Origin of the sequence: Xanthomonas campestris pv. campestris str. ATCC 33913 (assembly GCF_000007145.1) — a bacterium.
GTDB lineage: Bacteria > Pseudomonadota > Gammaproteobacteria > Xanthomonadales > Xanthomonadaceae > Xanthomonas > Xanthomonas campestris.
Genome location: NC_003902.1, coordinates 2030724 through 2049135 on the forward strand (window position 1 = coordinate 2030724; position 18412 = coordinate 2049135).

General features: G+C 64.7%; 10 protein-coding genes and 1 other RNA gene. 10 read left to right on the plus strand and 1 reads right to left on the minus strand.

The features are described from left to right. The first annotated feature begins 14 nt into the window (after positions 1–14). The 10 genes from XCC_RS09135 (at position 15) to XCC_RS09180 (ending at position 17945) form a co-directional block, all read left to right on the plus strand. Positions 15–2270, plus strand: coding sequence for a sialidase family protein (locus XCC_RS09135; protein WP_011036926.1), 2256 nt, complete (start codon positions 15–17; stop codon positions 2268–2270). Between the two features lie 103 nt (positions 2271–2373). Continuing rightward, positions 2374–4287: a sialate O-acetylesterase gene (locus XCC_RS09140; RefSeq protein WP_011036927.1), complete on the plus strand. Its 1914-nt coding sequence runs from the start codon at positions 2374–2376 to the stop codon at positions 4285–4287. 83 nt (positions 4288–4370) lie between these two features. Further along, positions 4371–6038 (plus strand): GH35 family beta-galactosidase GalD, encoded by a 1668-nt coding sequence (gene galD, locus XCC_RS09145; RefSeq protein ID WP_011036928.1) that lies wholly within the window; start codon positions 4371–4373, stop codon positions 6036–6038. A gap of 61 nt (positions 6039–6099) precedes the next feature. Continuing rightward, positions 6100–6174, plus strand: a non-coding RNA gene (locus tag XCC_RS09150) — sX9 sRNA. Positions 6175–6286: 112 nt separating this feature from the next. Continuing rightward, positions 6287–9190 carry a TIM-barrel domain-containing protein gene (locus XCC_RS09155; protein ID WP_011036929.1) on the plus strand — a complete coding sequence of 968 codons (2904 nt, stop codon included), beginning with the start codon at positions 6287–6289 and terminating at the stop codon, positions 9188–9190. A gap of 91 nt (positions 9191–9281) precedes the next feature. Continuing rightward, entirely contained in the window at positions 9282–11645 is a 2364-nt protein-coding gene (locus XCC_RS09160; protein WP_043877916.1) for a glycoside hydrolase family 95 protein, read from the plus strand. After that, positions 11642–13135: a xylulokinase gene (gene xylB, locus XCC_RS09165; RefSeq protein WP_011036931.1), complete on the plus strand. Its 1494-nt coding sequence runs from the start codon at positions 11642–11644 to the stop codon at positions 13133–13135. Before XCC_RS09160 ends, xylB begins: the two co-directional genes overlap by 4 nt. Before the next feature lie 36 nt (positions 13136–13171). Next, positions 13172–14512, plus strand: a complete 1341-nt coding sequence (gene xylA, locus XCC_RS09170) for a xylose isomerase (protein WP_011036932.1) — start codon at positions 13172–13174, stop codon at positions 14510–14512. 85 nt (positions 14513–14597) lie between these two features. Beyond that, a complete protein-coding gene (locus tag XCC_RS09175) occupies positions 14598–16025 on the plus strand; it encodes a sugar porter family MFS transporter (RefSeq protein WP_019237716.1) in 1428 nt (475 codons plus the stop codon). Positions 16026–16406: 381 nt separating this feature from the next. Further along, positions 16407–17945, plus strand: coding sequence for an MASE1 domain-containing protein (locus tag XCC_RS09180; RefSeq protein ID WP_011036934.1), 1539 nt, complete (start codon positions 16407–16409; stop codon positions 17943–17945). On the opposite strand, the gene XCC_RS09185 is transcribed toward XCC_RS09180, so the two are convergent. Beyond that, a complete protein-coding gene (locus XCC_RS09185) occupies positions 17899–18369 on the minus strand; it encodes a hypothetical protein (protein ID WP_043877915.1) in 471 nt (156 codons plus the stop codon). The two genes, XCC_RS09180 and XCC_RS09185, sit on opposite strands and share 47 nt — an antisense overlap. Between the last annotated feature and the right edge of the window lie 43 nt (positions 18370–18412).

Consider the following 18412-nt stretch of genomic DNA (forward strand, 5'->3'; position numbering starts at 1 on the left):
GGGGAGCCGGAGGAATGATCGCAATGATCGATCCGCCTACTAAGCGCCGCACCACCACAACAGGAGCATGGCTGGCTGTCTTGAGCCTGCTGCTGTTGCTCTTTTCGACGCCCAACGTGCGTGCGGCCGAGCCCGCCACGTCCGGGCCCTACCAGTGGCGCAGTGTTGCCATTGGCGGTGGCGGATTTGTCACCGGTGTGCTGTTTCATCCCGCCGAACGTGGTCTGGCCTATGCGCGCACCGATGTGGGTGGCGCGTACCGCTGGGATGCGCAGGCGCAGCAGTGGACCGCGCTGACCGACTGGTTGGGCGCCGACGACTGGAACCTGATGGGCATCGACGCATTCGCCGTCGACCCCGCCGATGCCGATGCGCTGTATCTGGCGGCCGGCACCTATATGCACGAACGCGCCGGCAATGCCGCAGTGCTGCGCTCGTTCAACCGCGGCCGCACGTTCGAGCGCGCCGACCTGCCGTTCAAACTGGGTGGTAACCAGCTGGGCCGCGCCAATGGCGAGCGGCTGGCGGTGGACCCACACGATGGCCGCGTGCTGCTGCTGGGCTCGCGCGATGCCGGCCTGTGGCGTAGCGACGATCGCGGCGCGCACTGGGCGAAAGTGGCGTCGTTTCCCGACGCCGCGCTGGCCGGTGCCACCGCACGCAATCATGTTGGGCGCGAGCAGGCGGTGGGGATCGCCTTTGTCGTGTTCGACGCAGCCAGTGGCAACACCGGCACGCCAACACCGCGCATCTACGTGGGCGTGTCCACCGAACAGACCAGCCTGTATGTGTCCGAAGATGCCGGCCGCAGTTGGGCACCGGTGGCCGGGCAGCCGCGCGGCCTGCGCCCGAGCCACATGGCCGGCGGCAGCGATGGGCACTGGTACCTGAGCTACGGCGACCAGCCCGGGCCGGACCTGATGGCCGGGGGAGCCTTGTGGAAATTCACGCCGGCACAGGGGCGCTGGCGCGAGATTAGCCCGATTCCGCAGCCAGCCAGTGGCGATGGATTCGGCTGGGGCGCGGTGGCGGTGGATCCGCAACAACCGCAGGTGCTGTTGGCCAGCACCTTCCGCCGGCGCACGCCGCGCGACGAGCTGTATCGCAGCGTGGATGGTGGCAAGCACTGGGCGCCGTTGTTGGCCGATGCGGTGTTCGACCACAGCGCCGCGCCGTGGACCGCACATGCCACGCCGCACTGGATGGGGGCGCTGGCGATCGATCCGTTCGACGGCAACCACGCGCTGTTCGTGACCGGCTACGGCATCTGGGCCTCGCGCAATCTGCAGGATTTCGCCGCACCGCAGCGCCCGCTGCAGTGGTGGTTCCAGGACCGTGGGCTGGAAGAAACCGTGCCGCTGGACCTGCTCAGCCCGATGGCCGGCGCGCATCTGCTCAGCGCACTCGGCGATATCGATGGCTTCCGGCATGACGAGTTGGACCGCGCGCAGTTGCAGTACGCCGGCCCACGGCTGACCAATGGCGAAAGCATCGATGCCGCCGGCCAGGCGCCGCAGTGGGTGGTGCGCAGCGGTACCGTGCGCGACCGCCGCAACAACGAAATCCGCGCGCTGTATTCGCGTGATGGCGGCAAGCAATGGACGGCGTTTGCGAGTGAGCCGCCAGCCGGGCAGGGCGCCGGCAGCATTGCCATTGGTGCCGATGCGGCGCAGGTGGTGTGGGCACCGGAGCGCGGCGGCAATTGGCGCACGTCCGACTTCGGCGCGCAGTGGCAGCGTGTGGACGGCCTGCCGGACACCGCGGTGGTGATGGCCGATCGCGTGGACGCACGGCGCTGGTATGCGGTGGATGTCGCCAGCGGGCAGCTGTACGAGAGCACCGATGCCGCGCGCAGTTTCCGTGCGACCGGTGTGCAGGTGGGCAGCCCGGCGCGCGACGAGCGCACCCGCCCGCAACTGCGTCCGGACCCGTGGCGCGCAGGCGTGGTGTATCTGGCCAGCCCCGGCAAGGGTGTGATGCGCTGGCAGGACGGTACGCTGCAGGTGCTCTCACAGCCGGACGAAGCGCGCTCGCTCGGCATCGGCAAGGCGCTGCGGGCCGGTGCGCCGCCGGCGCTGTATCTGGCCGGGCGCGTGCAGGGCGTGGATGGCGTGTTCCGCTCCGACGATGGCGGCGTGCAGTGGCAACGCATCAACGATGACGCGCACCGCTTCGGGCGCCCGTACAGCGTGACCGGTGATCCGCGCATTGCCGGGCGTGTGTACTTCGCCACCGGCGGCCGCGGCATTTTCTACGGCGATCCGAGATGAGCAGTGCATGCCTGTCCGCGACGCCCTGCTGCTTTACCGTGTACGGCGCCGCCGGCCTGGCCGCTGCGGGCGCCGTGACACCGCCGACCCTGGAGATCACCGCATGACCCCGTCCCACATTTCCCGCGCCTGCTTGCTGGGTGTGTTGCTGTCCAGCGGCAGCGCCGCCGCGCAACCGAGCCTGCCGTTGCTGTTTGCCGATGGCGCGGTGCTGCAGCGCGATGAGGCGATGCCGGTATGGGGCTGGGCCACGCCCGGCGCTTCAATCACGGTGAGTTTCGATGGCAAGCAGGCCACCGCCAAGACCGACGCGCAGGGGCAGTGGAAGGTTCTCCTGCCCGCACACACCGCCGGTGGCCCGTACGTGCTGAGCGTGCATGGCGACGGCGGCGCGCTGCAGGTGCGCGATGTGCTGGTCGGCGATGTCTGGCTGGCCAGTGGGCAATCGAACATGGAGTGGCCACTGGCCCAGGCCAGCGATGGCCCGCAGGCGGTGGCGGCGGCCAACGATGCGCAGCTGCGCCACTTCAAGGTGCCCAAGTCGTGGTCGGTGCAGCCGGAGACCAAGCTCACCGGTGGCGACTGGAAAGCGGCCATGCCGGAGAACGCCGGTGCGTTTTCGGCGGTGGGCTATTTTTTTGCGAAAGAGTTGCGCGCCAGTACCGGCGTACCGATCGGCATTGTCGACAGCACCTGGGGCGGCAGCGCGATCGAGGCGTGGATGGACGCGGCCTCGCTGGGCCTGAAAGCCGAGCAAAACCAGGGCGCGATCGAGGCGATCAAGCAGCGCGATGCGGCCGCGCAGGCCGCCACCGGCAAGCGCATCGGGCGCTGGCCCAAGGTGGACGGCGACACCCCGCAGTGGCGCACGCCCGAATTCGATGACCGCGACTGGGACAGCATCCCGGTGACCCAGCAATGGGAACTCAGCGGCTATGAGGGCATGGACGGCATTGCCTGGTACCGCACCACCTTTACCCTGACCGCCGCCGAAGCCAAGGCCGGCGTGCAGCTGGGGGTTGGCCAGATCGACGATTCGGATATCACCTACGTCAATGGCCAGCAGGTGGGCCAGACCGAGAAACAGTGGAACCTGCCGCGCGTGTATGCAGTGCCGGCGGCGGCGCTGCGGGCCGGCGTCAACCAGATCGCGGTGCGCGTGGAAGACCTCAGTGGCGGTGGCGGCATGCACGGCCCGGACGAACAGCGCTTCGTGCAGATCGGCAGCACCCAGCGCGCCCTGGCGGGCTGGAAATTCCGCCCGGCGCAGGTGCGCGTGTCGCTCACCGACAACAAGAACCAGCTCCCCACGCTGCTCTACAACCAGATGATCCACCCGCTGCAGCCATTCCCGGTCAAGGGCGTGATCTGGTACCAGGGCGAAACCAACGCCACTGACACCGGCGCAGTGAAATACCGCGACCAGTTCGCTGCGATGATCCAGCAGTGGCGCGCCGAGCGCGGTGCCAAGCGGTTGCCGTTCCTGTGGGTGCAGCTGGCCAACTTCAAGGCCGGCGGCGACACCGGCGATCTGAGTCCGTGGGCGCTGCTGCGCGAATCGCAGTCCAAGACGCTGGCGCTGCCGGCGACCGGGCAGGCGGTGATCATCGACATCGGCAACCCCACCGACATCCACCCCACCAACAAGCGTGATGTAGGCCATCGCCTGGCGCTCGCTGCGCGGCATGTGGCCTACGGCGAAACGCTGGTATACAGCGCGCCGGTCTTCGCCCGCGCCAGCTATGCCGATGGCCAGGCCAGCGTGCAGTTCGATCTGCAGGGCAGTGCCTTGCAGGTGCGCGGCGGCGGTACGTTGCAGGGCTTTGCGGTGGCCGGTGCGGACAAGCGGTTCCACCCGGCGCAGGCGCGCATCGCTGGCGATCGGGTGATCGTGCGCAGCGATGCGGTGGCCGCGCCGGTGGCAGTGCGCTACGGCTGGAGCGAAAACCCCGCCGACGCCAACCTGGTCAACCGCGAGCAATTGCCCGTTTCCCCCTTCCGAACCGATACCTGGTGACACGGAGTCCTATGTCCATGCATTCCCCCGTTGCACGCGTGATCCCCCGTTCGCTGGCCGGCCGTTGCCTGCGGCCGTTGCTGTTGTCTTCCCTGGCGGTGGCGCTGGCCGCCTGCCAGTCCGGCGAGCCGGACAGCGCCGCGAAGCCGCAGGCCGCCGCAACGCCAGGTACCACGGCACCGGCCACGGCGCCTGCCGCCGCACCGGCGACGCAGACCCCGATGCCGCAATTCGTCAGCAAGGACGGCAAGCACGCCCTGATGGTGGACGGCGCGCCGTTCCTGATCCTCGGCGCGCAGGTCAACAATTCCAGCAACTATCCCGGCGTGATGGACAAGGTGTGGCCGGCGATGCAGGTGCTGGGCCCGAACACCGTGCAGGTGCCGATCGCCTGGGAGCAGGTGGAGCCGGAAGAAGGCAAGTTCGATTTCTCCTTTGTCGACACGTTGCTGGCGCAGGCGCGCGAGCACAAGGTGCGGCTGGTGCTGCTGTGGTTCGCCACCTGGAAGAACAATGGCCCGGCCTACGCGCCGCATTGGGTGAAGACCGACAACCAGCGCTTCCCGCGCGTGGTGACGCGCGAAGGCAAGGCGATCGGGTCGCTGTCGCCGCATGCGCAGGCCACGCTGGATGCCGACCGCAAGGCGTTCGTCGCCTTCATGCAGCATCTCAAGCAGGTCGATCCGCAGCACACGGTGATCATGATCCAGCCGGAAAACGAGCCGGGCACCTACGGTAGCGTGCGCGACTTCTCGCCGATGGCGCAGAAGTTGTTCGACGGCCCGGTGCCGGACGAACTGCTCAAGCGATTGAACAAGCAGCCGGGCAGCTGGGCGCAGGTGTTTGGCGCCGATGCCGACGAGATCTTCCACGCATGGTCGATCGGTCGTTACATCGATCAGGTGGCCGAAGCCGGCAAGCAAGCCTATCCGCTGCCGATGTACGTCAATGCGGCGTTGCGCGGGCCGTTCAATCCGGGCCAGCCCGGCCAGTACGCCAGCGGTGGCCCCACCGATAACGTGCTCGACGTGTGGAAGGCCGCCGGCCCGCATATCGACCTGCTGGCACCGGACATCTACATGCCCGAGTACCGCATGTACACCACGGTGCTGGAGCGCTACGCGCGCCCGGACAATGCCTTGTTCGTGGCTGAAACCGGCAACCGCCCGGAATACGCGCGTTACCTGTTCCCCACGCTGGGGCACGACGGCGTCGGCTGGTCGGCATTCGGCATGGACTACACGCGCTATTCCAACTATCCGCTGGGCGCCAAGCACGTCAACGAAGAAACCCTGGCGCCGTTTGCGCTGGGCTTCAAGCTGGTAAGCCTAGGCATGCGCCCGTTCGCCAAGGCTGCATCCGAAGGCAAGCTGCACGGCACCGCCGAAGAACCCGGCCAGGCCGTGCAGGAGCTCAAGCTCAACGACCGCTGGAGCGCCACCATCACCTACGGCGTGCCGCAGTTCTGGTTCAAGGGCGAGCCGCCGGGCAACCCCGAGCCGATCGGCGCGGCACTGATTGCCGAGCTGGGCCCGGACGAATTCCTGGTCACCGGTTACCACGTGCGCGTGACCCTGCATCCGGCTAGCGAAGCCACCGCCAACATGCTCTACGACCGCGTGGAAGAGGGCCAGTACGACGGCGACACCTGGCAGTTCCAGCGCAACTGGAATGGCGACCAGACCGACTACGGCGTCAATTTCTCCAGTGCACCGCAGCTGCTCAAGATCAAGCTGGCCACCTACAACTAAGAGCAGCTATCAAAACTACTGCGCAGCCGCCAGGCGGGCGCGGCCGGTGCTCGGAATCGGCATGTACCCCCGTACACTCCGGTTCCTCCGCGCCGTCCGCACCCACCTAACGACTGCTCGCTACGTTTTGTTAGCCGCTCTAAGTCCCCACACGCCGCGCAGCTGCGTGGCGTGCGGCGCACCGCACATCCATCGAACCCAGTGCTGCCGCCCCCGCGGCAGTGTTTCGCCATTCAAAGGGAGTGAACATGCAAACCACCCACCATTCCGCCGGCCGTGCGCCCGCATCCCGACGTCGGCCGCTCGCGCAATGCGTGGCGCTGTCGTTGGCCTTGTTGGCCAATGCCGCGTATGCGCAGGAAGTGCGCAAGGCCGCCGACGGCGTCACCGTGATGCCGAGCGCCAAGGGTGCCGCAGCGGTGCGTCTGCAGGTGGTCGATGCCGGCATCATCCGCGTCAGTGCCGATCCCGATGGCGACTTCGCGCGCACGCCCAGCCTGATGCGCGTGCCGGTGCAGGGCGATACCGCCTTCCAGGTGGCCGAGCAGGGCGACAGCGTGCAGCTGAAGACCGGCAAGGTCACCGCCACCGTGTCCACCGTCGATGGCCATGTCAGCTTCGCCGATGCCAATGGCAAGCCGGTGTTGTCCGAAGTGGCCGGCGGGCGCAGCTTTGCGCCGCTGAAAGTGGAAGGCAAGCAGTACCTGAGCGTGCGTCAGCGTTTCCAGTCGCCCGATGACGAAGGCTTGTACGGCTTCGGCCAGCACCAGCAGGGCTGGATGAACCAGAAGGGCCGCAACGTCGAGCTGCAGCAGAACAACATCGACATGGCGGTGCCGTACCTGGTGTCCAGCCGCAACTACGGCCTGCTGTGGGACAACAACTCGATCACCCGCCTGGGCGATCCGCGCGGCCTGCAGCCGCTGCCCAAGTCGCTCAAGTTGTACGACGCCAAGGGCAAGTCCGGTGCACTGACCGCGCGCTACGCCATCAATGGCAAGCAGGTGCTGGAACGCCGCGAGAGCGAAGTGAATTACCAGTACCTCAGCGACCTGACCAAGTTCCCGAAGAAGGCGATCACCAAGGACAAGGACAGCCGCATGCAGGTCACCTGGGAGGGCGAGATCGAAGCGCTCACCGGTGGCGAGCACACCTTCTCGCTGTACTCGAGCGAGTACGCCAAGCTGTACGTGGACGGCAAGCTGGTGATCGATCGCTGGCGCCAGAACTGGAACCCCTGGAATCACGAGTTCAAGCTGGATCTGGAGCCCGGCACGCGGCACACCGTCAAGATCGAATGGGATCTGATCGACCCCAGCTACATCGCGCTGCTGCACCGCGACCCACTGCCCGCCACCGAGGCGAAGGATCTCTCGCTGTGGTCCGAAGCCGGACAGATGATCGACTACTACTTCGTCTCGGCCGACTCCTACGACCAGGCCGTGGCCGGTTACCGCGAACTCACCGGCAAGTCGGTGATGCTGCCGAAGTGGGCGTATGGCTTCTGGCAGAGCCGCGAGCGCTACAAGAGCCAGGACGAACTGGTGGGCGCGGTGGCCGAATACCGCAAGCGCAAGCTGTCGCTGGACAACATCGTGCTCGACTGGTCGTACTGGCCGGAAAACGCCTGGGGCTCGCATGATTTCGATCCGCAGCATTTCCCGGACCCGGACGGCATGGTCAAGGCCGTGCACGACATGCACGCGCAGATCATGATTTCGATCTGGCCCAAGTTCTATCCCACCACCGCCAACTACAAGGAACTGGACGCGGCGGGTTTCATGTTCAAGCGCAACGTCGAAGTCGGCGAGCTGGACTGGATCGGCAAGGGCTACAAGAACTCGTTCTACGACCCGTACTCCGAAAAGGCCCAGGCCATCTACTGGCGCCAGATCAACGAAAAGCTCAACAGCAAGGGCTTCGATGCCTGGTGGATGGACGCCGACGAGCCGGACGTGCATTCCAACCTGGACATCGGTGAGCGCAAGGCACGCACCACGCCGACCGCGTTGGGCCCTTCAACCGAGTTCTTCAATTCGTATCCGTTGCCGCACACGCACGGCGTGTACGTGGGTGACCGCGCCGCCGACGACAAGCGCGTGTTCATCCTCTCGCGCAAGGGCTATGCCGGCACGCAACGCAATGCAGTGGCGGTATGGAGCGGCGACATCGTCTCGCGTTGGGACGACATGCACGACCAGATTTCCGCCGGCGTGAACATGGCGCTGTCGGGCCTGCCGAACTGGACCTTCGACATCGGCGGCTTTGCGGTGGAGAAGCGTTACGAAAACCAGGACCCGGCGCATCTGCCGGAATGGCGCGAACTCAACACGCGCTGGTTCCAGTTCGGTGCGTTCGTGCCGATCTTCCGCTCGCATGGCCAGTTCCCGTACCGCGAGATCTGGAACATCGCCCCGGAAGGCACGCCGTTCTACGAGAGCATGGCCTACTACAACCGCCTGCGTTACGCCCTGCTGCCGTACATCTACAGCCTGGCCGGCGATACCTACCAGCGTGACGGCGTGATCATGCGCGGCATGATGATGGACTTCCCGGATGACGCGAAGGCACGCGACATCAACGACCAGTACCTGTTCGGCCCGGCATTCCTGGTCGCACCGGTGACCCGCTTCGGCGCGACCTCGCGGCAGGTGTATCTGCCGGCCGGCAGCAGCTGGCTGGATTTCGCCACCGGCAAGCGCTACGAGGGTGGCCAGACCATCGAGGCCGCCGCGCCGATCGAACGCATGCCGCTGTTCGTGCGTGCCGGCTCCATCGTGCCCACCGGCCCGGTGCAGGAGTACGTTGACCAGAAGCCGGATGCGCCGCTCACCGTGGTGGTCTACACGGGTGCCAATGGTCAGTTCTCGTTGTATGAGGACGACGGCAAAGGCTATGGCTACGAGAAGGGCGAGTTCAGCCGCATTCCGCTGAGCTGGGACCAGGCCAAGGGCGAGCTGCGCATCGGCCAGCGCGAAGGCAGCTGGACCGGCATGCAGGCCAAGCGCACCATCAATGTGCGTTTTGTCGACGGACCGCGTGAGGACGCCGGTGCGCTGGAGCCCAAGGTGGACACCAGCATCCAGTACGACGGCAAGCCGGTCAGCGTGTTGCAGCGCAAGATTGCGCCCGGCAAAGCGCGTCGTCGATGATTGCAGGCTGTCTTTCCACGATGAGTGTGCAGATGCCGGAGCGCCGCAAGGCACACGCGCGCAGTTCCGGTGAAGCCGCACGGTGGTCACCGTGCTGACACGCAGAGAACTCTGCAAGGCAACCGGGGCCGCAGTCGCGGTCCTGGGTGGCGCTCCGGCGTTGTCGCAGGCAGCCGACATCGCGCCATTGCCTGCGGTCGCCCCGGACGATGCCTTGCACCTGTGGTATCGCGAGCCGGCCAATGAATGGGTGCAGGCCTTGCCGGTCGGCAACGGCCGGCTGGGCGCGATGGTGTGGGGCGGCATCGCCCACGAGCGTCTGCAACTCAACGAAGACACGCTGTATGCCGGTGGCCCGTACGACGCCACCAATCCGCAGGCGCTGGCGGCGTTGCCGCAGGTTCGCGCGCTGATCTTTGCCGGCCGCTATGCGGAGGCCGAGCAGCTGGCCGATGCCAAGCTGTTGTCGCGCCCGCTCAAGCAGATGCCGTACCAGCCGTTGGGCGATCTGTTGCTGGATTTCGACCGTGCCGACGGCATCAGTGAGTACCGTCGGCAGCTCGATCTGGATACCGCAGTGGCCACCACCACGTTCCGCTCCGGCGGCGCGGTGCACCGGCGCGAGGTGTTCGTGTCGGCGCAGTCGCAGTGCATCGTGGTGCGTCTGTCCTGCGATCGGCCGGGTGGTATTTCATTGCGGGTGGGCATCGACAGCCCGCAGAGCGGCGAGGTCACGGTAGAGCAGGGCAGCCTGCTGTTCAGTGGCCGCAATGGCAGCTTCGCCGGCATCGACGGCAAGCTGCGCTTTGCATTGCGCGTGCTGCCCCAGGTCAAGGGTGGCAGCGTCACCGCGGTGCGCGACCGTCTGCGTATCCAGGGTGCCGATGAAGTGGTGTTGCTGCTGACCGCAGCCACCAGCTACCAACGTTTCGATGCGGTGGAGGGCGATCCGCTCGCGCTCACCGTGGCAAGCCTGCAAAAAGCCGGCAAGCTCAGCTACGCCGCGTTGTTGCGCGCGCATTTGGCCGATCATCAACGCCTGTTCCGGCGCGTGGCGATCGACCTGGGCAGCAGCGAAGCGGCCAGGCTTCCCACCGACGAGCGCGTGCAGCGCTTTGCCGAGGGCAACGACCCGGCACTGGCAGCGCTGTATCACCAGTACGGCCGCTATCTGCTGATCTGCAGCTCGCGGCCCGGCACTCAACCGGCCAACCTGCAGGGCATCTGGAATGACCTGATGCAGCCGCCGTGGGAGAGCAAGTACACCATCAACATCAACACCGAGATGAACTACTGGCCCAGCGAAGCCAACGCACTGCACGAGTGCGTGGAACCGCTGGAAGCCATGCTGTTCGATCTCGCCCGCACCGGTGCACACACCGCCCGTGCGCTGTACGACGCGCCCGGCTGGGTGGTCCACAACAATACCGATCTATGGCGCCAGGCCGGGCCGATCGACGGTGCGCAGTGGAGCCTGTGGCCGATGGGCGGGGTGTGGTTGCTGCAGCAGTTGTGGGACCGCTGGGACTACGGCCGCGACCGTGCGTATCTGGCCAAGATCTATCCCTTGTTCAAGGGGGCGGCAGAGTTCTTCGTCGCCACCCTGGTGCGCGACCCCGGCACCGGCGCGATGGTGACCAATCCGTCGATGTCGCCGGAAAACCAGCACCCATTCGGGGCGGCGGTCTGCGCCGGCCCGACCATGGATGCGCAGCTGTTGCGCGACCTGTTCGCGCAGTGCATCGCGATGAGCAAGTTGCTTGACGTCGATGCCGCGCTGGCACAGCAGCTGGCCACGCTGCGCGAGCAATTGCCGCCCAACCGCATCGGCAAGGCGGGGCAGTTGCAGGAGTGGCAGCAGGACTGGGACATGCAGGCGCCGGAGATCCATCACCGCCACGTCTCGCATCTGTATGCCTTGCATCCCTCCAGCCAGATCAACCTGCGTGACACGCCCGAGTTGGCGGCCGCCGCGCGACGTTCGCTGGAGATTCGCGGCGACAACGCCACCGGCTGGGGCATCGGCTGGCGCCTGAACCTGTGGGCGCGGCTGGCCGACGGCGAGCATGCGTACCGCATCCTGCAACTGCTGCTCTCGCCCGAGCGCACCTATCCGAACCTGTTCGACGCACATCCGCCGTTCCAGATCGATGGCAACTTCGGCGGCACCGCCGGCATTACCGAGATGCTGCTGCAAAGCTGGGGTGGCAGTGTGTTCCTGCTGCCGGCCTTGCCCAAGGCCTGGCCGCGCGGCAGCGTGCGCGGCCTGCGTGTGCGCGGCGGCGCCAGCGTGGATCTGGAATGGGATGCAGGTCGCTTGCAGCAGGCCCGTGTGCACAGCGATCGTGGCGGGCGCTATCAACTGTCCTATGCAGGGCAGACCCTGGACCTGCAACTGGGCGCCGGGCGCACCCAGCAGGTGGGCCTCAACAACAACCGATTGGTGAAGCAATGAGCGTGTACGTAGGACTGGATGTCGGCACACAGAGCGTCAAGCTGGTGGCCTACGATCCGCAGGAGCGCGCTGTGGTCGCCACCATCGGCGCGCCGATGGAATTGATCAGCCGCGACGATGGCACCCGCGAGCAGCAGGCGCAGTGGTGGATCGACGGCATCGTGCATTGCTTCGCGCAGCTCGATGCCGAGCTGCGTGCGCGCGTGCGCGGCATCTCGGTGTCCGGGCAGCAGCATGGCTTCGTGCCGGTGGCCGCCGATGGCAGCGTCACCGCGCCGGTGAAGCTGTGGTGCGATACCAGCACCGCGCTGGAATGCGACGAGATCATGGATGCGGTGGGCGGTGCGGCAGGCAGCGTGGCCACCGCCGGCAACCCGATCATGGCCGGCTACACGGCATCCAAATTGCCGTGGACGCGCAAGCATCGCCCCGAGGCGTATGCGGCGATGACCACGGTGATGTTGCCGCATGACTACGTGAACTTCTGGCTCACCGGCGAGCGCTTCACCGAGGTGGGTGATGCCTCCGGGACCGGTTGGCTGGATGTGCGCACCCGCCAGTGGTCCGAGCGCATGCTTGGCGCGATGGATGCGCAACGCGATCTGCGCGATGCCTTGCCGCCGCTGGTGGAGACCGGCGCAGTGTTCGCCCTGTCCGATGCAGCTGCAGAAGCGCTCGCATTGCCGGCCGGCGTGCGCGTCACCACCGGCGGTGGCGACAACATGATGGCGGCGATCGGTACCGGCAATGTGGTGCCCGGCCGCCTGACCATGAGCCTGGGCACCTCCGGCACCTTGTTTGCCTACGCCGATCATCCAGTGGTGGACGACGACGCACGCTGGGCCGCGTTTTGCTCGTCCAGCGGTGGCTGGTTGCCGTTGATCTGCACCATGAACTGCACCGTGGCCACCGAAGCGGTGATGCGCATGTTCTCCATCACCCGTGCGCAGACCGAGGCCATGATCGCCGACACCACGCCCGGTGCCGACGGGCTGGTGCTGTTGCCGTTCTTCAACGGCGAGCGCACACCCAATCTGCCGGATGCGCGTGGCTGCCTGTTCGGCATGGATCTGCACAACACCACGCCGGCGCATTTCTATCGCGCGGCGATGGAAGGGGCCACCTACAGCCTGCGCAATGGCTTCGACGCCTTTGTCGCCGCCGGCCTGCAGTTCGATACCATCCTGCTCACCGGCGGCGGCAGCAAGAGCGCGCAGTGGCGGCAGATGGTGGCCGACGTGTTCAACCTGCAGGTGGTGGTGCCGACCCAGCCCGAAGGCGCGGCGTTTGGTGCCGCGCTGCAGGCGGTGTGGGCCTGCGACCGCGACGATGGCGGCCAGGCCGCGTTGTCGGAGGTGGTGCTGGAGCACCTGCAGATCGACGATGCATTGTCGGCGCGCCCGGATCCGCAACGCGTGGCCGCCTACCAGCAGCACTACCAGAACTTCCTCAAGCACCTGCACGTCGTCAGCCCGCTCTACGCCGGCTGATTCATCACTCCCCCAGTACCAAGGACCTCTCACCCCATGAGCAACACCGTTTTCATCGGCGCGAAAGAATACTTCCCCGGCATCGGCAAGATCGGCTTCGAAGGCCGCGATTCGGACAACCCGCTCGCATTCAAGGTGTACGACGCCAACAAGCAGGTCGCCGGCAAGTCCATGGCCGAACACCTGCGCTTTGCGGTGGCCTACTGGCACAGCTTCTGCGGCAATGGCGCCGATCCGTTCGGCCCGGGCACGCGTGCGTATCCGTGGGACGTAGGCAACACCGCGCTGGCGCGTGCCGAAGCCAAGTCCGATGCCGCGTTCGAATTCTTCACCAAGCTCGGCGTGCCGTATTACTGCTTTCACGACATCGACCTGGCGCCGGATGCGGACGACATCGGCGAGTACGAAAACAACCTCAAGCACATGGTGCGCATTGCCAAGCAGCGCCAGGCCGACACCGGCGTCAAGCTGCTGTGGGGCACCGCCAATCTGTTCTCGCACCCGCGCTACATGAATGGTGCCTCCACTAATCCGGACTTCAACGTCGTGGCGCGCGCCGCGGTGCAGGTCAAGGCGGCGATCGATGCCACGGTGGAGCTGGGCGGGGAAAACTACGTGTTCTGGGGCGGTCGCGAAGGCTACGCCTGCCTGCACAACACGCAAATGAAGCGCGAGCAGGACAACATGGCGCGCTTCCTGACCCTGGCGCGCGACTACGGGCGTGCGATTGGCTTTACCGGCAACTTCCTGATCGAGCCCAAGCCCATGGAGCCGATGAAGCACCAGTACGACTTCGACAGCGCCACGGTGATCGGCTTCCTGCACCAGCACGGCCTGGACCAGGATTTCAAGCTCAATATCGAAGCCAACCACGCCACGCTGTCGGGCCACAGCTTCGAGCACGACCTGCAGGTGGCCAGCGATGCCGGCCTGCTCGGCAGCATCGATGCCAACCGCGGCAACCCGCAGAACGGCTGGGATACCGACCAGTTCCCAACCGACCTGTACGACACCGTCGGCGCGATGCTGGTGGTGCTGCGTCAGGGCGGGCTGGCACCGGGCGGGCTGAACTTCGATGCCAAGGTGCGGCGTGAATCGTCCGACCCGCAGGACCTGTTCCTGGCCCACATCGGCGGCATGGACGCGTTCGCACGCGGGCTGGAAGTGGCCGACGCGCTGCTGACCTCTTCGCCCCTGGAAACCTGGCGCGCGCAGCGTTACGCCAGCTTCGACAGCGGCGCGGGCGCGGACTTTGCCAACGGCACCAGCACGCTGGCGGACCTGGCCAAGTACGCCGCCGGCAGGGGCGAGCCGACGCAAGTCAGCGGCCGCCAGGAGGCCTACGAGAACCTGATCAATCAGTACCTGACGCGTTGATGTCCCGTGGCCGGCGGCGCACTGCGTCGCCGGCCGATGGCGGTCACCCCCGTGACCGCTCCCTTGCATGTTTCCAGGTGAACCCATGTCCAGTGTCTCCATTGACGGCGCCCCCGATGCCGGCGAGAACACCCGTTTCATCATCCTGATCAGCTGCGTGGCCACGATCGGCGGCTTTCTGTTCGGCTTCGACAGTGGCGTGATCAATGGCACCGTCGACGGGCTCAAGCAGACCTTCCAGTCCAGCGCCGCCGAGACCGGCTTCGAAGTTGCCTCGATGCTGCTGGGGTGCGCCATCGGCGCCTTCTTTGCCGGCCGCCTGGCCGACCGCTGGGGCCGCCGTGCTGTCCTGATCATTTCTGCGGCGCTGTTCCTGCTCTCGGCTATCGGTGCCGGTGCCTCGCACAGCTCCGGCTTCTTCATCTTTGCCCGCGTGATGGGCGGCTTTGCGGTAGGCGCAGCCAGCGTCATTTCGCCGGCCTACATCGCCGAGGTTGCCTCCGCGCGCTATCGCGGCCGGCTCGCCACCATGCAGCAGATCGCCATCATCAGCGGGCTGTTCTGCGCGTTCTTGAGCAACTACCTGCTGGCCAATGCCGCCGGTGCGTCCACCGAGCCGTTATGGGGCGGGCAGGCGGCCTGGCGCTGGATGTTCTGGATGCAGGCCATCCCGTCGCTGCTGTTCCTGCTGCTGTTGCTGGTCATCCCCGAAAGCCCGCGCTACCTGGTGGTCAAGGGCCGTCGCGAGCAGGCGCTGGTGGTGCTCAAGCGGCTGTACGGTAACGCGGCCGCGCAGACCAAGCTGGGCGAAATCTCCGCCTCGATGTCGGCCGACCAGCACAAGCCCAAGTTCTCCGACCTGATCAGCAAGACCACCGGCAAGATCCGCCCGATCGTATGGATTGGCGTCGGCCTGGCGGTGTTCCAGCAACTGGTCGGCATCAACGTGGTGTTCTATTACGGCGCGGTGCTGTGGCAGGCAGTGGGCTTCTCCGAACAGGACGCCTTGCTGATCAACGTGCTCTCCGGCGGCCTCAGCATTGGTGCCTGCCTGGTCACGGTGATGCTGGTCGACAAGATCGGCCGCAAGCCGTTGCTGTGGATCGGCTCGGCCGGTATGGCGGTATCGCTGGCACTGGTGACCTACGCCTTCGCCACCGCCTCGCTGGATCCCAACGGCAAGCTCGCGATGTCCGATGCCATGGGCATGCTCGCGCTGGTTGCCGCCAACGTCTACGTGGTGTTCTTCAATGCCTCGTGGGGCCCGGTGATGTGGGTGATGCTGGGCGAGATGTTTCCCAACCAGATCCGCGGTTCGGGCCTGGCCATTGCCGGCGCTGCACAGTGGACTTCCAACTTCGCCATCACCGTCAGCTTCCCGATCCTGCTCGGCAGCATCGGTCTTGCCGGCGCCTACGGCATCTACACCGTTGCCGCCTTCATCTCGGTGTTCTTCGTGCTCAAGTACGTCTACGAGACGAAGGGCAAGGAGCTGGAGCAGATGGAGGGCTGATCACGGCGTTGTGCTGATATCAGCATGAGAAACGCAGAAGGCCGCGCAATGCGCGGCCTTCTGCGTTGATGATCTCGCCGGGATCTGCCGATGTCTCGCATGCCTGCATCGCTGCAAGCGACTCAGTCGAGCTGGCTGTCATCGTTGGGCTGGATGCGGCGTGTGTGCCCCTGGCAACTGCCCGCAGCTCTGGCCTCTGCTGTATCAGGCGGCCTGATTCCCGCGTGGCCCAACGCACCAGCAAAGTGCAATGCACGTCTTCAACTGCGATAACCGCCCGCAAGCGCGCAGGCTCTTCTTGCAAATTGTGCGCCACCGCTATACTCCAATAGGTAGTTTCCCTCCAGACTAGGGCGAATCGTGGAACCAAGGAGTGGTGGTATGGCGGTAGCTAAAGAGCTTGTTAGGGGCATGCTGATCAGCGTGTGCTACTGCTTGGCGTTTCTGATGCTTTGGCGCTTGTCGATCGACCAATGGTATCTGCCAGTTGGGTTGCGCGTAGTCACTTTGCTGTTCCGGCCTTACCGCGAGTGGCCTTTTCTGTTGGCAGGTGACGCTGCGGCGATGTTGTTCTTGCGTATTCCGCTGGGCGAATTGCAGGGATTTAATCCGTTATGGTCATATCTGAGTCCCTTCGTACATGCGCCTTTGATTGCTGGGGCGATTGGCCTACTTCGATACCAAGTTCCTCATATTGTTAAAAGCCAGCAATGGTTTATTCCTGCTGCTCTTGTCATAGCTCTCTGGAACGCTATATGCAGCTTGGTGCTAAACTCGACCCTCGGTGGACCGCAGGCTTATCCTGTACTAGACCTGATGTTGCGCTATTGGTCAGGTAGCTATCTGGGCATGCTGGTCTTGCTTCTTCCGGCGATGTTATGGGCTAACTGGAATGATGGTCCTGTACGCCTGAGTCTCCAGCGAGATCTTGCAATCGCGGTGGCTGTTATCCTAAGTCTGTTTTTTTTATTAGGGGTCTCGCAAGAGCCATTGACTCGAAACATCTTGATGGTAGCGATGCTCGTGCCAATGGTCGTGTTGACTTTCAGGCACGGGTGGAAAGGCAGTGCTCTAGGGTCACTATTGGCAAGCTTCGCAATTGAGTTCTCGCTTCCTCGGGTGTATCAGATCGGTTTTTTTGATCAACAAGTTTTTAGTATGCAGTTGCTCTATGCGGTCACGACGACAGTTCTTTTTGTTTTCAATGCTCGTCTGCGCGAGCCAGCCCGCAATAAGGTTTCAAGTCAACCAGGAGATGACGCCTTCACTCTAGCCCGAGCCAGCTATTCTAGTGCTGAGCGCATGCTACGCAATCGAGTGCTGGAGTACTCTGACATCAATGTTCAGATCAACAAGATGCGCAAAGATGTGGTGGCTGATTTGAGGGGGAGAGGGCAGCATTCTGCAGCAATGGAAATGACACGAGTCAGTGTCCTTGAGTCGCAATTGCTTCAGCAGTATGTCGCCGCGCTGTATCCGTTGGAAATCGAGACGCATGGGCTGTATCAGGCTCTGCGTTCGTCAGCACTCGAGCGTTTCTGCCAGTCTCAGTTTCAATGCGTGTTTCGCGGTGACTGCAGGAAGCTATCGTTGGAACTTCAATTGAGTGCTTATCGCAGTACTCTCAATTGTGTGGAGATCTTGCCGCCGGCCAGTCGGCACTTCATCCAGGCTCGTGCTTGGACCGGGAAAGGGGCTAGGGGCGTGTTGGTGCGTGTAATTGCTGATTCGTCGTCAGCTGAGGCGGCCAAGAGCGACTCGATCGATGTGGAGGCTGAACTGAAGGCGCGGTTGAAAGCGCATGGCGGCATGTTTCGCCGCCGCCATGCGCTGGTTCTGACCTTTCTGGTTGCCGAGCCAGTCTCCGTTGCGGTCAGGGGGAGACTATCCAGTGTTCCCCAGTTGCTTCCCGCCAGTTGAATACCGTGAAGTTCTTTGTTTTGTAGACAAGTCGTGCTTGATCACGCTGAGTTGAATCAAGCATTGGCGGATTGTTTGAACTCGTGCCGGCTGCAATCCTGTTTGCAGCCGGCAACACGACACGTTCTACATCCTTGCCCATCGGCAAGGTCCAGAGTGCGTTGTCCACTCTTGCTACCACTGCGTGGACCACGCCAGTTACGTCGTTGATCTGGAGATATGTCACTCCATCACGATGGAGTTCATAAATGGCAAGCGAAGGATCCATTGTTAGATTGGCTGCCTTGGGATTGCTTTCGCCAAGCCCTGTCATTGCATGTACGCCGACACCACCATTGGCACAGCACTGAGCCACTGCCATGCCTGATGACAGCATTCCAGCAACGACGCAAAAAGCCATAAGCCAATTTTTTGAGTTCTTCATGATTTTGCCTTCCCCCTGCATGGGGCAACACCGCCTGCGATTC

Bases quoted from the DNA above. Each gene is read 5' to 3' on its own strand.
- XCC_RS09135 (WP_011036926.1), top strand. From the start codon at position 15: ATGATCGCAATGATCGATCCGCCTACTAAGCGCCGCACCACCACAACA.
- XCC_RS09140 (WP_011036927.1), top strand. From the start codon at position 2,374: ATGACCCCGTCCCACATTTCCCGCGCCTGCTTGCTGGGTGTGTTGCTG.
- XCC_RS09155 (WP_011036929.1), top strand. From the start codon at position 6,287: ATGCAAACCACCCACCATTCCGCCGGCCGTGCGCCCGCATCCCGACGT.
- xylB (WP_011036931.1), top strand. From the start codon at position 11,642: ATGAGCGTGTACGTAGGACTGGATGTCGGCACACAGAGCGTCAAGCTG.
- xylA (WP_011036932.1), top strand. From the start codon at position 13,172: ATGAGCAACACCGTTTTCATCGGCGCGAAAGAATACTTCCCCGGCATC.
- XCC_RS09175 (WP_019237716.1), top strand. From the start codon at position 14,598: ATGTCCAGTGTCTCCATTGACGGCGCCCCCGATGCCGGCGAGAACACC.
- XCC_RS09180 (WP_011036934.1), top strand. From the start codon at position 16,407: ATGGCGGTAGCTAAAGAGCTTGTTAGGGGCATGCTGATCAGCGTGTGC.
- XCC_RS09185 (WP_043877915.1), bottom strand. From the start codon at position 18,369: ATGAAGAACTCAAAAAATTGGCTTATGGCTTTTTGCGTCGTTGCTGGA.